Origin of the sequence: Phenylobacterium sp. (assembly GCF_030645195.1) — a bacterium.
Lineage (GTDB): Bacteria > Pseudomonadota > Alphaproteobacteria > Caulobacterales > Caulobacteraceae > Phenylobacterium.
Window position 1 is genome coordinate 1 of sequence record NZ_JAUSLW010000199.1, and the last position, 13,460, is coordinate 13,460.

14 protein-coding genes and 1 pseudogene are annotated in these 13,460 nt (G+C 68.8%); 11 read left to right on the forward strand and 4 right to left on the reverse strand.

The window, feature by feature from the left end:
- The 5 genes from Q7T09_RS17970 to mmcB form a co-directional block, all read left to right on the forward strand.
- Positions 1-978: DUF885 family protein (locus Q7T09_RS17970; RefSeq protein ID WP_304701571.1), on the forward strand; the 978-nt coding region annotated here is incomplete at its 5' end.
- A gap of 232 nt (positions 979-1,210) precedes the next feature.
- Entirely contained in the window at positions 1,211-2,341 is a 1,131-nt protein-coding gene (locus tag Q7T09_RS17975) for a ferritin-like domain-containing protein (protein WP_304701572.1), read from the forward strand.
- Positions 2,342-2,623: 282 nt separating this feature from the next.
- Positions 2,624-3,082: a deaminase gene (locus tag Q7T09_RS17980; RefSeq protein ID WP_304701573.1), complete on the forward strand. Its 459-nt coding sequence runs from the start codon at positions 2,624-2,626 to the stop codon at positions 3,080-3,082.
- Between the two features lie 189 nt (positions 3,083-3,271).
- Positions 3,272-3,790, forward strand: a complete 519-nt coding sequence (locus tag Q7T09_RS17985; RefSeq protein WP_304701574.1) for a lipocalin family protein — start codon at positions 3,272-3,274, stop codon at positions 3,788-3,790.
- Positions 3,791-3,839: 49 nt separating this feature from the next.
- Positions 3,840-4,292 (forward strand): DNA repair putative endonuclease MmcB, encoded by a 453-nt coding sequence (mmcB, locus tag Q7T09_RS17990; protein ID WP_304701575.1) that lies wholly within the window; start codon positions 3,840-3,842, stop codon positions 4,290-4,292.
- Positions 4,293-4,299: 7 nt separating this feature from the next.
- On the opposite strand, the gene Q7T09_RS17995 is transcribed toward mmcB, so the two are convergent.
- Positions 4,300-4,857 (reverse strand): ActR/PrrA/RegA family redox response regulator transcription factor, encoded by a 558-nt coding sequence (locus tag Q7T09_RS17995; protein ID WP_304701576.1) that lies wholly within the window; start codon positions 4,855-4,857, stop codon positions 4,300-4,302.
- A 94-nt stretch (positions 4,858-4,951) separates the two neighbouring features.
- Complete coding sequence (locus tag Q7T09_RS18000) at positions 4,952-6,334, reverse strand: ActS/PrrB/RegB family redox-sensitive histidine kinase (protein ID WP_370689280.1); 1,383 nt, start codon at positions 6,332-6,334, stop codon at positions 4,952-4,954.
- A 54-nt stretch (positions 6,335-6,388) separates the two neighbouring features.
- On the opposite strand from Q7T09_RS18000, the gene Q7T09_RS18005 reads away from it, so the two are divergent.
- The 3 genes from Q7T09_RS18005 to Q7T09_RS18015 all read left to right on the forward strand — a co-directional run bounded on the left by Q7T09_RS18005 (position 6,389) and on the right by Q7T09_RS18015 (position 9,266).
- The gene (locus Q7T09_RS18005) at positions 6,389-6,979 is read left to right on the forward strand and encodes an SCO family protein (RefSeq protein ID WP_304701577.1); all 591 of its coding nucleotides are present in this window, start codon (positions 6,389-6,391) and stop codon (positions 6,977-6,979) included.
- A 220-nt stretch (positions 6,980-7,199) separates the two neighbouring features.
- A complete protein-coding gene (locus Q7T09_RS18010; protein WP_304701578.1) occupies positions 7,200-8,480 on the forward strand; it encodes a polyhydroxyalkanoate depolymerase in 1,281 nt (426 codons plus the stop codon).
- 48 nt (positions 8,481-8,528) lie between these two features.
- Complete coding sequence (locus Q7T09_RS18015; RefSeq protein WP_304701579.1) at positions 8,529-9,266, forward strand: M48 family metallopeptidase; 738 nt, start codon at positions 8,529-8,531, stop codon at positions 9,264-9,266.
- 31 nt (positions 9,267-9,297) lie between these two features.
- Here Q7T09_RS18015 and Q7T09_RS20515 read toward each other — a convergent pair.
- A pseudogene (locus Q7T09_RS20515) lies at positions 9,298-9,402 on the reverse strand (hypothetical protein); the annotation flags it as partial.
- A gap of 52 nt (positions 9,403-9,454) precedes the next feature.
- Positions 9,455-11,410, reverse strand: coding sequence for a transglycosylase domain-containing protein (locus tag Q7T09_RS18020; RefSeq protein ID WP_304701580.1), 1,956 nt, complete (start codon positions 11,408-11,410; stop codon positions 9,455-9,457).
- A gap of 298 nt (positions 11,411-11,708) precedes the next feature.
- Between Q7T09_RS18020 and Q7T09_RS18025 the strand changes: the two genes are divergently transcribed.
- From Q7T09_RS18025 to Q7T09_RS18035, 3 genes are all read left to right on the forward strand, one after another.
- Positions 11,709-12,047 carry a hypothetical protein gene (locus Q7T09_RS18025; protein WP_304701581.1) on the forward strand — a complete coding sequence of 113 codons (339 nt, stop codon included), beginning with the start codon at positions 11,709-11,711 and terminating at the stop codon, positions 12,045-12,047.
- A 313-nt stretch (positions 12,048-12,360) separates the two neighbouring features.
- Positions 12,361-12,660 (forward strand): PaaI family thioesterase, encoded by a 300-nt coding sequence (locus Q7T09_RS18030; protein WP_304701582.1) that lies wholly within the window; start codon positions 12,361-12,363, stop codon positions 12,658-12,660.
- Positions 12,661-12,851: 191 nt separating this feature from the next.
- A complete protein-coding gene (locus Q7T09_RS18035) occupies positions 12,852-13,406 on the forward strand; it encodes a F0F1 ATP synthase subunit delta (RefSeq protein ID WP_304701583.1) in 555 nt (184 codons plus the stop codon).
- Positions 13,407-13,460: the final 54 nt, after the last annotated feature.

Consider the following 13,460-nt stretch of genomic DNA (forward strand, 5'->3'; position numbering starts at 1 on the left):
GGGGCGGCCTTCTACCAGGCCATGCTGCGCCAGCAGACCACGACGGATATGACCGCCGACCAGATCCATGCCCTGGGCCTCGCCGAGGTGGCGCGCATTAGGGCTGAGATGGAGGCGCTGAAGGGGAAGATCGGGTTCTCCGGATCGCTGGAGGCGTTCTTCGTCTACCTGCGGACCGACGACCGGTTCTATGTCTCCAACGATGACGCGGGCCGGGCGAAGTACCTGAAGCTGGCCGAGGGCTATCTGGCCGGCATGAAGGCGCGGCTGCCGGAGATGTTCGGGCGGCTGCCCAAGGCCGACCTGGTGGTCAAGCGGGTGGAGGCCTTCCGCGAGGAGCCGGGCGGGGCGGCGCATTACAGCTCCGGCGCCGTGGACGGCTCGCGGCCGGGGATCTTCTATGTGCACCTGGCCGACACCCGGGCGACGCCGATCTACGAGATCGAGGGCACGGCCTATCACGAGGGCCTGCCCGGGCATCATATGCAGATCTCGATCGCGGCCGAGCTGACCGGCCTGCCGGTGTTCCGCACCCAGTACGGCTACGGCGCCTATGCCGAGGGCTGGGGGCTCTATGTGGAGAGGCTGGCCCGGGAGGAAGGCTTCTATACCGACCCCTATAGCGACTTCGGGCGGCTGGGCCGGGAGATCTGGCGGGCGATCCGGCTGGTGGTGGACACCGGCATCCACGCCAAGGGCTGGAGCGAGGCGCAGGCCACCGCCTACTACACCGCCAACTCGCCGCAGCCGGCGGGCAAGATCGCCTCGGAGATCCGCCGCTACTTCGTCATGCCGGGCCAGGCCTGCGCCTACAAGGTGGGCATGGTGCGGATCCTGGCCCTGCGGGAAGAGGCGCGCGGGGCGCTGGGCGCGCGGTATGACCAGCGGGCGTTCCACGACCTGGTGCTGGGGGCGGGGTCGCTGCCGCTGCCGGTGCTGGAGACGCGGGTGCGGCGGTGGGTGAAGGGGCAGGGCTAGCGCCATCCCTCCCCTTCATGGGGAGGGGCAGATCGCGAAGCGATCGGGGTGGGGAATACCGGCAAGACTCCCCCACCCGTCCGGCGTTCCGCCGTCCACCCTCCCCATGAAGGGGAGGGAGAGGTTGGGAGGGGCGTCAAGATTACAAAACTGACGGGTGTGTCATTTTGCTTTGACGACCCGTGGTTTCGGGATGAAGCTCCGCCAACCCAATCTGAGGAGGAGCCTCCCCATGGCCGCCGACGGCAACATCACCAAGGACATGATCTACGAGGCCGTGGCCCCGGACGACTTCGAGGCCATGCTGGACCTCGACCGCTACGGCGCCCGCTCGACGGCCTTCGACAAGATCATCTCGGCCACCCACGACCACTTCTGGGACCCGCTGGACACCAAATATATCGACTTCTCCGCCCCCTGGGACATGGAGAACGACGCCCTGATGCCCGAGGAGCTCTCGGCCGCCCTGCAGACCGACTATGTGAAGGAGAAGCTGAACACCCCGGCCCTGCGGGCCCAGTTCCTCAACAAGTCGCTGCTCTATTCCTTCTCCTCGATCCTGCACGGGGAGCAGGGCGCGCTGAACCTGTCGGCCAGCCTGTGCCACGTGCTGCTGGACCAGGGCGCGCAGGAATACGCCGCCAACCAGACCCGCGAGGAGGCCCGCCACGTGACGGCCTTCGCCAAGTACATCAAGGCCCGCTGGGGCCGGCCGATCGAGTGCAGCAAGGTGCTGCAGGACCTGCTCGTCGACATCATCGGCAGCCCCGAGGTCTACAAGAAGATCATCGGCATGCAGATGCTGGTGGAGGGCCTGGCCATGGGCGCCTTCGCCACCTTCTACCAGAAGCTCAACGACCCGCTTGGCCGCCAGCTGATGCAGCTGGTGATGACCGACGAGGCCTTCCACCACAAGTTCGGGAAGATCTGGGCCGACCGCACCATCCCCAAGCTGAGCCCCGCCGAACACCAGATCGTCGAGGACTGGGCGGCCCACTGCTTCCAGGCGGTGCTGTTCAACCTGGTCTCGCCGTCGGAACAGGTGGCCCTCTATGAGGAGTTCGGGCTGGATCCCATGCGCGTGCTGGAGGAGATCCAGCTGATCGCCACCGACGAGGCGCGCCGCGAGGACATGAAGGAGGCGTCCAACATCTTCCGGGTGCTCATCAAGACCCTGCTGAACGCGGGCATCATCACCGACCGCACGCGGGCCTTCTACGGCATGTATGTCGATATGGAGGAGCTCAAGGCCGAGGGCGACCGCATGGTGGGCGACGACATCGCCGAGGAGGGGATCAAGTACCTGCAGAAGATCAACTTCAAGGACCGCGTGGCCGCCAACCTGACCATCGCGGCGGAGTAGGGGAGCTAGCCCGGATCGTGGCTCCGGGGGCCTTCTCCCCTTGCGGGAGAAGGTGGCCCTGCGGAGCAGGGTCGGATGAGGGGTCGATAGCGCTATCGGGTTAGGGCGTTGCAGGACCCGCGGAGAGGGGAGCGTGACCCCTCATCCGTCGGGCCTTCGCCCGACACCTTCTCCCGCAGGGGGAGAAGGATCGCCAGGGTCGCCCGGCGGGCGCAGCGCTTGCCGTCGGCGCGGGGCTGCTCCAAGACAGCGGCCTCTCTCCCCGCCTGGACCCCGCCGCCGATGCAGACCTTCTCCCCCACCTGGTCACGGCGGTTCCTGCGCCTGGCCCTGGAAGTGGCCTCCTGGTCCAAGGATCCCAAGGGCGGGGTCGGCGCGGTGCTGGTGGACGAGCGCAAGCGGGTGGTGGGGCTGGGGTTCAACGGCTTTCCCGACCGCATCCCCGACGACCCGGCCCTGCTGGCCGATCCCGAGGCCAAGCTGCCGCGCATGATCCACGCCGAGGTCAATGCGGTGCTGAACGCCACCCGCTCGGTGCATGGCGCGGCGCTGTTCACGACGCTGACCCCGTGTGCGGAGTGCGCCAAGCTGATCATCCAGGCCGGCGTCGCCCAGGTCTACCGCCTGCCCCATCCGCAGCACCGCCACCAGCGCTGGGGCCCGAGCTTTGATTTGGCCGCCCAGATCCTCGGCGAGGCCGGGGTGCCGATCACCACCGTCGAGCTCACCGAGGCGGACTAGGTCAGAATGGCACGGCTGCCGGCGCCTTGAGCCGGGCGCCGGGGCGCTTTGTCGCCGGAACGGGGCGAAAGCGCGAAGATGAACGCCCTGTAATGGTCTAATTCGTGCTGTTCCTGTCGCACGCCCGCCGTTCGCGCGGGGGGCGTTTGAAGTTTCACAATCTGCAGGTAACGGTTAGCGATGATGACCATGCGTATCGTGGCCCCCGCGCTCCTCACCGCCGCCCTCCTGATGGGCGCGCCCGCCGTGGCCGCGCCCGCGCCGCCGGCCGACAAGATCGAGCTGACCAAGATGACGGGCCGCTGGTACGAGGTCGCCCGCCTGCCCAACAAGACCCAGAAGGATTGCCAGGGCGGGACCTCCGACTGGGTCCGCACCGGCGACACCTATGCGGTGGTCCAGGCCTGCCACAAGGGCGGGCTGACCGCGCCGGCCACCGAGTGGAAGGCCAAGGCCAAGGTCATCGACCCCAAGACCAACGCTCGCATCAAGATGAGCTTCTTCGGCGGCATGCTCAGCCAGGAATACTGGGTGCTGGAGCACAGGTCCGACTGGCTGATCCTGGGCACTCCCAACGGCAATTACATGTGGCTGATGTCCCAGCGCCCGACGCTGAGCGCCACGGCCAAGGCCCAGGCCATCACCCGGGTGAAACAGCTGGGCTATGACGTCAGCCGGCTGGAATTCCCGCTGCCCGCCCGCAATTAGGTCGTCACGGCCTCTTGCGTCCGGAACGAAGCCGGAACAAGACTTGGCCATGGACGTCATCGTCACCGTCACCCGGCCGGAGATCACCACCGCCGTCACCCGCGGCGCCGCGCGCCTGCTGGTGGACCTGGGCTTCGCCCCCCTGGCCGAGGTGACCCTGCCCAATGGCCGCCGCGCCGACCTGATGGCCCTGTCGCGCAAGGGCCAGATCCTGATCGTCGAGGTGAAGTCGGGGCTGGAGGACTTCCGGGTCGACCGCAAGTGGCATGAGTACATGCCCTATTGCGACCACTTCGCCTTCGCCGTGGCCCCGGAGTTCCCCCGGGATATCCTGCCCGACGAGCCCGGCCTGATCATCTGCGACGCCTTCGGGGGCGCGGTGCTGCGCGAGGCGCCGGTCTCGCCCCTGGCCGGGGCGCGGCGCAAGGCTCTGACCATCGCCTTCGGACGGCTTGCGGCCCTGCGCGCGGCGGGCGGGTCGGCGGTGCTGCTGGAGCCCTGAGGCGCCCCTAGCGCGGGGCGCGTTTGGCCAGGATGCGCTGCAGGGTCCGGCGATGCATGTTGAGGCGGCGCGCCGTCTCCGAGACGTTGTGGCCGCAGAGTTCGTAGACGCGCTGGATGTGCTCCCAGCGCACCCGGTCGGCGCTCATGGGATTGTCCGGCGGCGGCGGGCTCTCGTCCTTGCGGGCCAGCAGGGCGCGGGCCACGTCGTCGGCGTCGGCCGGCTTGGAGAGGTAGTCGATGGCCCCGGACTTCACCGCGGCGACGGCCGTGGCGATGTTGCCGTAGCCGGTGAGCATGATGACCTTGGCGTCGGGGCGGGCTTCGCGGACGGCCTCCACCACCTTCAGGCCGGTGCCGTCCTCGAGCCGCATGTCGAGCACCGCATAGGCCGGGGGCGCGGCGCGAACCGCGGCCAGGGCCTCGGCGACGGAGCCCACCAGGACAGGTTCGAAGCCGCGCTGTTCCAGGGCCCGCCCCAGCCGCGTTCGAAGCGGCGCATCGTCGTCCAGGACAAGCAGACTCTTGTCTGCGAGGGCGGCGATGTCGGCGGAGAGATCGGTCATTACGCAACCCCGGATATTCGTGTTCGTCTTCTTCGCTCTCTGCGGCATCATGTCGCGGCTTGGTTGCGCCGCGCAAGAACAATCCCGCAGATCCTCAGCTGGTCGGCGCCTCGATTCGGGCGCGCGGCCAGCGCGCGGAAACCACCGCGCCACGGGGGCGCCCGTTCTGGAAAGTCACCACGGCCCCGGTTCGTTCCAACAGGGTCTTGGCGATGAAGAATCCCAGCCCCATGCCGATATGCCCGGTGCGCGATCCCTCCGCCCCCGGACGGGTGGTGACATAGGGCTCCCCCAGCTTGGCCAGCACTTCGGGCGCGAAGCCCGGACCGTCGTCGCGCACCTCCATCGACACGCTGCCCGCGTCGAAGCGGGCGGTGATCAGCACCTCGGACGTCGCGAAGTCGACGGCGTTCTCCACGAAGGAGGTAAGCGCGTGCAGCACTTCGGGCATGCGCCAGATGTCGGGGGAGGCGACGCCCGCCGCGCCGGTGACGATGGCCTCGACCCGGACCCCCTTCACCCCGGCGTGGGGTTCGATCACCTCATGGACCAGCTGCAGCAGGCTCATCCGTTCGTGGACCTCGTCGGAGGCCTCGGCCGGGGCGTCGGTGAGCCGGCGCAGGATCTCGCGGCAGCGGGCCGCCTGGGCCACCAGCAGCTCGGCGTCCTCCTTGACCTGGGGCGAGGCGGCCTCGCGGACCATCTCCTTGGCGACGATGGCGATGGTGGCCAGCGGCGTGCCCAGCTCGTGGGCCGCGGCGGCGGCCAAGGCCCCCAGGGCCGAAAGCCGCTGCTCCCGCGACAGCACCGTCTGGGTGACGTCGAGGGCCAGCGCCATGCGGGTGGATTCGGCCGCCGCCTGGCGGACGCTGCCGGCGATCACCGCGATGCCGGCGACATTGGCCCCCGCGGCGCCCAGCATGAAACTCATCGGCAGGTCCATGGCGCCGCCATGGGCCATGGGCAGGGGCATGTGGAAGAAGGCCAGCGCGATGGAGGCGCCCACCGCCGCCCCGCCCAGGATCAGCAGGGGCTGTAGCGGCAGGGTGGCGGCCGCCAGGGTCACCGGGGCGATCAGCATGAGGACGAAGGGGTTGGCCGCCCCGCCGGTCAGGTAGAGCAGGATGCTGATCTGGGCGATGTCGAAGGCCAGCTGGGCGGTGGCCTCCCAGTCGGCGATCATCCTCTGGCCCGGGGAGGCGACCCCGGTGAGCAGGTTGATCCAGGCCGCGGCGCCGATCAGGCCGAAACAGAGGGCGAAGGGCGCGCGGAAGCCCAGCAGCAGACCGCCCACCAGCAGGATCGACACCTCGCCGAGGATGAGGGTCCAGCGCAGGGTGACGAGGGTGCGCATGCGCAACCGCCCGTGGCCGGCCCCGCGCATGTCCCAGGCGAGCTCGCCTTGCGCCGGAGCCTGGGTTTGCCTATCGAGGCCCGATGCTGGCCCCGACGGCGTCGTGGTGTTTACTGACGCCATCGCCGGGGAAGCATCGTGCAGATCGCGCGCCCTGACGAGACAAAAGGTTCACCCATGCCCCGCCGCAACCTCATCGTGATCGCCGCCGTCCTCCTGGCCGTGATCCTGGTCGGGGCCTTCGCCGTCTCCTCGGGGATGTTCCAGCCCAAGCCGACCGCCCAGGTCGGCGGTCCCTTCCAGCTGACGGACCAGACCGGCAAGCCCGTCAGCGAGCAGATCCTGAAGGGCAAGTGGAGCGTGGTCTTCTTCGGCTTCACCTATTGCCCCGACGTCTGCCCCACCACCCTGCAGGTGATGGCCCAGGCCCAGGAGCGGCTCGGCCCCAAGGCCCGCGACGTGCAGTTCGTCTTCGTCTCGGTGGATCCCGAGCGCGACACCCCGGCCCAGATGGCCAACTATCTCTCCAACGACGCCTTTCCCAAGGGGACCATCGGCCTGACCGGGACCCCGGCCCAGGTGGCCGCCGCGGCCAAGGCCTACCGGGTGTTCTATGAGAAGTCCGGGGAGGGCGCCGACTACCTGATCAACCACTCCACCCCGAGCTACCTGATGAACCCCAAGGGCGCCTTCGACCGGGTGATCCCGTTCGGCATCGGCCCCGACGAGGTTGTGACCCAGGTTTCGGCGGCGATGCGCGAGGGCTGAGCCCTCCCTCCGCTTCATGGGGAGGGAGGACGGCGGAACGCCGGACGGGTGGGGAATACCCGCCAGACTCCCCCACCCCGATCGCTTCGCGATCCTCCCTCCCCATAAAGGGGAGGGCGGAAGCTCCACCGCGTCCCCACGCCGCAGGCTGCAACCAAAGAGGGGTGGACTCTCTTAAGCCTCAGCGTGCATGCTGCATTGCACAACGGGACCATCGCGTATGCTCTATACCCTGTACGAAGCTGGTTATTACGCCTCCACGCCCCTGCGGTTCGCCGCGCGGATGTCGCGGAACTTCTGGTCGTCGCCGCTCAATCCGGCCAAGGACAGCGACCTGGGACGGCGGCTGTTCGCCGGCGCCGACCTGTTCGCCAACCTGACCCGCCGCTACGGCCGCCCGGCCTGGAACATCGATTCCGTCGAGATCGACGGCAAGCTGGTCCGGGTCACCCAGACCGAGGTCTGGTCCAGCCCCTGGGTGAAGCTCACCCACTTCAGCCGCAACATGGCCGACATGCGCAAGGCCGGGCATCGCGAGTTGGAGCCGGCGGTGCTGATCGTCGCCCCCCTGTCGGGCCACTACGCCACCCTGCTGCGCGGCACGGTGGAGGCCTTCCTGCAGGACCACGAGGTGTTCATCACCGACTGGTCCAACGCCCGCGACGTGCCCCTGCACGCCGGCCGCTTCGACTTCCACGACTATCTGGACCATGTGCGCGAGATGCTGCGCCTGCTGGGCCCGCGCCCGCACGTCGTGGCCGTCTGCCAGCCCGGCCCGGCCGTGCTCGCCGCCGCGGCCCTGATGGCCGAGGACGAGGAGGAGAGCCGCCCCGGCACCATGACCTTCATGGGCTCGCCCATCGACGCGCGGCTGTCGCCGACCGTCACCAACAAGCTGGCGGAGGAGAAGCCCTTCGCCTGGTTCAAGTCCAACATGATCGACAGCGTGCCGGCCCCCTATCCGGGGCTGGGCCGCCGGGTCTATCCGGGCTTCGTGCAGCTCTACAGCTTCATGTCCATGAACGCCGAGAAGCACCAGGACGCCCACAAGCAGTACCTGGAAGACCTGATGAAGGGCGACGGCGACGCCGCCGAGAAGCATCTGGAATTCTACGACGAGTACCTGTCGGTCCTCGACCTGCCCGAGGAGTTCTATCTCCAGACGGTGGACTACGTGTTCCAGTCCTATCTGCTGCCCAAGGGCGAACTCGCCCATCGTGGCCGGCCGGTGCAGCCTTCCAAGATCACCGACATCGGCCTGCTGACGGTCGAGGGCGAAAACGACGACATCTCCGGCATCGGCCAGACCCAGGCCGCCCACACCCTCTGCTCGGGCCTGCCCGACGAATTCAAGCAGGACTACGTCCAACCCCATGTGGGCCACTATGGCGTGTTCAACGGCCGCCGGTTCCGCGAGGAGATCTATCCCCGGGTGCGGGCCTTCATCCGCAAGTCCGAAGCCGGGTTCGAAAAGGCCCGCGACGCCGCCAACGCCGCATAGCGTCAAGAGAGGCCTCCCGTTCGCGGGAAAGCAGCTTAGATAGGGGCCATGTCCCTGTTCGGCCGCCCCCTGGCCGATGGCGACCGGCTGGACGTGGCCGGCGCCGTCGTCCGCCTGAAAGTCCACAGCCGCGCCCGCCGCGTCTCCCTGCGGCTGGACCGCACCCGGCGCGAGGTGGTGGCCACCGCCCCCTCGGTGCGCCGCCTGCCCGAGGCCGCGGCCTTCGCCACCGAGCGGGCCGCCTGGATCGCCGCCCGCCTGGCCGAACTGCCCCAGGGCCAGTCCATCGCGCCGGGGATCACCATCACCCTGTTCGGCCAGCCCTGCCGACTGGAGGCCGCCGCCCATCCGGTGCGCCACTTCCCGGCCAGCGAAACCGAGCCCGCCCGCATCGCCGCCCGCGGCGAGGGGGAGACCTATTCCCGGGCCGTTGTGCGGATGCTGAGGAAGCACGCCCTGACGGTCTTCGCCGAGCGCACGGCCCACTACTGCGAGCGGCTGGGGGCGAAGATGCCGGCGGTGACCGTGATGGACGCCCGCGGCCGCTGGGGCTCCTGCCGCCCCGGCCTGCCGGGCAAGCCCGCCTCGATCCGCTACAGCTGGCGCCTGGCGCTCGCCCCCTTCGAGGTGGCCGACTATGTCGTGGCCCACGAATGCGCCCACCTGCTGGAGCTCAACCACGGGCCCCGCTTCTGGGGGCATGTGAAGGCCCTGGTGGGGGACGAGCGTCCGCACCGCGCCTGGCTGCGGGCGCAGGGCGCGGCGCTGCACGCGTTTGGGGCTTAGGGGTCCTGGTTTCGCCCTATGCCTTCGTTCGTCACACAAACCCCGTCATCCCGGGCGGCCGATAGGCCGATCCGGGACCCAGGTGACGGGGCTGGGCCCTTGGGTCCCGGCTCTCCGCTTCGCTGCGGCCGGGATGACGTGATGGGTTAGCTCGGCAGGCCTATCGATCCCTCAGCCCATCTTGGCCCCTAGAACGGAATGTCTTCCGCCGGCGCCCTCTCGGCCGGGGCCTCGGCCTTGGCGGCCGGGCCATTGCCCGACAGCAGGTCGCCGATGGGATCGGAGGGCGGGGCCTCCACCGCCGGCGGCGCCACGACGCCGCCCGGGATGGCCTGGGTCTTGAGGCGCGGCAGGGCCGCGGTCATGAAGTCGCGCCAGATGCCGGCCGGGGCGCCGCCGCCGGTGACCTTCTTCATGGGGGTGTTGTCGTCGCGACCCACCCAGACGGCGGTGACGAAGCCGCCAGTGTAGCCGACGAACCAGGCGTCGCGGTAGTCGCTGGTGGTGCCCGTCTTGCCGGCGATGTCGAAGCCCGTGACGCGGGCCTTGGTCCCGGTGCCGCTGGTGATCACCTGGCGCATCATCTGGTTCATGTACTGCAGGGCGGGCGAGCCGATCACCGCCCGGCGCTCGCCCTTGTCGACGCTGTGATCGTAGAGGACCTTGCCGCTGGCGGTGCGGATCCGCTCGATGCCGTAACCCTTGGCCAGGAAGCCGCCGTTGGAGAAGGGGGCGTAGGCCTGGGCCATCTCCATGGGGCTGACCTCGACGGCGCCGAGCGCCATGGAGGGGTCGAGCTGGATGTGGGAGGTGATCCCCAGCCGGCGCGCGGTGGCGGCCACATTGCCGGTGCCGACCTCGTTGGCCAGGCGGGCGGCCACGGTGTTGATGGACTGGGCGAGCGCCGTCTGCAGGCTCATCGGCCCTAGGAAACGGCCCGTATAGTTCTTCGGCTCCCAGGTCCCGATCTTCAGGGGCTCGTCCACCACCGGCGTGGCCGGGGTGCGGCCCTGCTCCATGGCGGTGAGATAGACGAAGGGCTTGAAGGAGGAGCCGGCCTGGCGCTGGGCCATGGTGGCGCGGTCGAACTGGCTGTCGGCGTAGGAGGAGCCGCCCACATAGGCGCGGATGCGGCCCTCGCCGTCGATGGCGACGAGCGCGCCCTGGCCGACGCCCTGGGCCTTGGCGCTTTCGACCCCGCGGCGCAGGGCCTGCTCGGCCGCGGTCTGGATCGGCAGGTCCAGGGTGGTCTCCACCACCAGGTCCTCGGTGGGTTCCCCCACCAGGGAGCGGACCTGATCGTCCACCCAGTCGGTGAAGTACTGGGCCCGCTGGTTGGCGAGCACCGGGTTGACGCGAACGGGAGTCTTGAAGGCCTGCGCCCGCTGCTCGGGCGTGATGGCGTGGTTGCGCACCATCTCGTCGAGCACGATGGTGGCGCGCCGGGCCGCCCGGTCGGTGGCCGAGACCGGCGAATAGCGCGAGGGACCCTTCATCATCCCCGCCAGCAGGGCGCTCTCGCCGATGGTCAGCTGGGAGGCGGGCTTGTTGAAGTAGCGCTGGGCGGCGGCCTCGATGCCATAGGCCCCGGCGCCGAAATAGACCCGGTTCAGATAGAGGGAGAGAATCTCCTTCTTGGTGAACTTGGCCTCCAGCCAGACCGCCAGGATCAGTTCCTGGGCCTTGCGGCGATAGGTCTGGTTGGCGGTGAGGAAGAGGTTGCGCGCCAGCTGCTGGGTGATGGTCGAGCCGCCCCGCAGCGGCCCGCCGTGGTGGGTCACATTATAAAGGGTGGAGCGGATGATGCCCCAGGGGTTGAAACCCCAGTGCCAGTAGAACCAGCGGTCCTCGATGGCGATGAAGGCCTTGGGCACGTAGGGCGGCAGCTTGTCGAGGTCGACGGGGGGCGCGTACTGGCTGCCGCGCACGGCCACGAGCGCGCCCGACCGGTCCAGATAGGAGATCGAGGGCTGGCGCTTGACGTCGTAGAGCTTGGAGGTGTCGGGCAGGTCGACGGCGAAGACCGCGAAGAAGGCCACCAGGAAGATCAGGCCCCAGACCCCGATCACAGTGCTCCAGTAGAGAACCGCCTGGGCAGGGGTGCGAGGGGCCCGGCGGGGACCTGGCGACTGCGCATTGGCCATAGGGTATGAAGTCCTAAATTCGTCGCCCCGTCCGGCCGACTGATAGCTCAGGCGCACCAAACACGCGACAAGATTGACGGGGTGTGAATGGGGCGCTTTCGCGGCCCCGACCCAGACCTCTGCAAAACCGCATAGCGGGGTTGCGAAAAAAGCGATTGCCGGAGATCTTAACAGTGTTATCTTAGCGATGCTTAGTTCGGGGCGCGCCAAGGGTGGGGATACCTGCGGCGATCCACGGCCTGAACGGCCAGGTTCCCTCCGGGGATCTGTTTTCTCCCCGAAACCCTGGAGGGCTCCTATGAAGCTCCAAACCCTTTCGGCCGCCTGCGCGGCCCTCGTCACCCTGTCCTTCGCCGGCGCCGCCTTCGCGGCCGAACCGGTCACCGTCAAGCTCCAGGCCCCCCTGGCCGCCAAGGCCAAGTTCATCGCCGGCGGCGCGGTCTTCCTCTGCGAGGCCGACGCCTGCGTCGCCTCGGCCCCCTCCTCCCAGACCTTCGCCGCGTCGACCTGCAAGAGCGTGGCCAAGAACGTCGGAGCGGTGGCCTCCTTCGGCATCGGCGGCAAGACCCTGGACGCCGACAAGCTGGGCGCCTGCAACGCCGTGGCCGCCTCGCCCACCCAGCTGGCCAACCGCTAAGTCCCTACGACGCGGGACGGGGGGCTCTTAAGCCCGTCCCGCGTCGCCCAGACCAGGCGCCCTCGGGCGCCCGAAGGCTCCCGGCGCAGCCTCCCAGCCGCTCCAGATTCATGTCGAGCCTGAACTTGAGGGCGCCGGAGATGCCTCGGCGCCCTTTTCTTTTGCGCTGCCCCCCCCCCCGGAGCCCTTCTGAATGGGTCAGATGAATTCATCTGACCCATTCAGAAGGGCTCCAAACCCAAAGAATATTGAGCGCGTCGGGCGGGCGAACCGGCTTCCACTTCGCCCTGACGCGCTCTAGAAGGGCGCGCACATGACCGACACCCTCAGACAAGAGACCGCCTTCCCGGCCGGTCCCGCCGGCTCGGCCGCGCTGCTGGAGCCTTTGCTGGCCCAGGCCGCGGGGCCCGGCGCCGAGCCGGTCTCGCTCACCCTCGACTATGGGCGGAGCGTCGCCGCCGGCGATCCCGTCACCGTGGAGGCCTGGGTCGACCGGGCCACCCGCACCCTGGTCTTCGCCCACGCCCGCCTGCTGAGCGAGAACGGCGTTCTGGCGGCCAGCGGTTCGGCGGTGTTCCGCAGGGACGCGGCCCCGGCGGAGCAGGTTAAATGAGCGCATCGGGCTCTAGAGGGTCCGGTTTGGTTGCGGCCTGGAAAGTCGCGTGCTATCAGGCGCGCGGCTTCGGGCCAGGGGGCTACTCAGGTCTCGACGGCCAATGTGCTTTTCCAAGCGCTTTCAAGCCTTTAGGCCGCGGTGAGGGACACCTTATTCGCGACTTTCGACACGCACGGGCGGACATATAAGTGGCGGACGATTCCAGGACTTCGAATGTGGGCGGTAGATATGCTCAGGCCCTCTTCGATCTCGCGACCGAAGACAGGAACCTGGCGGCCGTCGAGGCCGACCTGAAGGCGCTGAAGAAGATGCGCGCCGACTCCAAGGACTTCCGCACCCTGCTGGCCTCTCCGGCCTTCAGCGCCGAGGACAAGGGCCGCGCCGTCGCCGCCCTGGCCGCCAAGGCCAAGTTCAATTCCACGACCAAGAAGTTCCTGGGCCTGATGGCCGCCAACGGCCGCCTCGCGGCGCTGCCGGCGGCGATCGAGGCCTTCGAGGGACTCTCGGCCAAGGCCCGCGGCGTCGTCGCGGCCACCGTCACCACCGCGGTCGCCCTGACCGCGGCCCAGGCCAAGGGCGTCGCAGCCTCGCTGCGCACCGCGCTTGGCAAGGACCCTGAAATCGAGACCCGTGTCGATCCGTCCATCCTGGGCGGCATCAAGGTGCGGGTCGGCTCGCGACTGTTCGATGCTTCACTTCGTTCGAAGCTCGATTCCCTCAAGTTCGCCCTGAAGAGAGCGTAAGAAGACATGGATATCCGCGCCGCCGAAATTTCGGCCATCCTCAAGTCGCAGATC

Excerpts from the sequence above, each read along its gene's own strand:
- Q7T09_RS17975 (WP_304701572.1), top strand. The coding sequence starts at position 1,211 with ATGGCCGCCGACGGCAACATCACCAAGGACATGATCTACGAGGCCGTG.
- Q7T09_RS17980 (WP_304701573.1), top strand. The coding sequence starts at position 2,624 with ATGCAGACCTTCTCCCCCACCTGGTCACGGCGGTTCCTGCGCCTGGCC.
- Q7T09_RS17985 (WP_304701574.1), top strand. The coding sequence starts at position 3,272 with ATGCGTATCGTGGCCCCCGCGCTCCTCACCGCCGCCCTCCTGATGGGC.
- mmcB (WP_304701575.1), top strand. The coding sequence starts at position 3,840 with ATGGACGTCATCGTCACCGTCACCCGGCCGGAGATCACCACCGCCGTC.
- Q7T09_RS17995 (WP_304701576.1), bottom strand. The coding sequence starts at position 4,857 with ATGACCGATCTCTCCGCCGACATCGCCGCCCTCGCAGACAAGAGTCTG.
- Q7T09_RS18000 (WP_370689280.1), bottom strand. The coding sequence starts at position 6,334 with ATGGCGTCAGTAAACACCACGACGCCGTCGGGGCCAGCATCGGGCCTC.
- Q7T09_RS18005 (WP_304701577.1), top strand. The coding sequence starts at position 6,389 with ATGCCCCGCCGCAACCTCATCGTGATCGCCGCCGTCCTCCTGGCCGTG.
- Q7T09_RS18010 (WP_304701578.1), top strand. The coding sequence starts at position 7,200 with ATGCTCTATACCCTGTACGAAGCTGGTTATTACGCCTCCACGCCCCTG.
- Q7T09_RS18015 (WP_304701579.1), top strand. The coding sequence starts at position 8,529 with ATGTCCCTGTTCGGCCGCCCCCTGGCCGATGGCGACCGGCTGGACGTG.
- Q7T09_RS18020 (WP_304701580.1), bottom strand. The coding sequence starts at position 11,410 with ATGGCCAATGCGCAGTCGCCAGGTCCCCGCCGGGCCCCTCGCACCCCT.
- Q7T09_RS18025 (WP_304701581.1), top strand. The coding sequence starts at position 11,709 with ATGAAGCTCCAAACCCTTTCGGCCGCCTGCGCGGCCCTCGTCACCCTG.
- Q7T09_RS18030 (WP_304701582.1), top strand. The coding sequence starts at position 12,361 with ATGACCGACACCCTCAGACAAGAGACCGCCTTCCCGGCCGGTCCCGCC.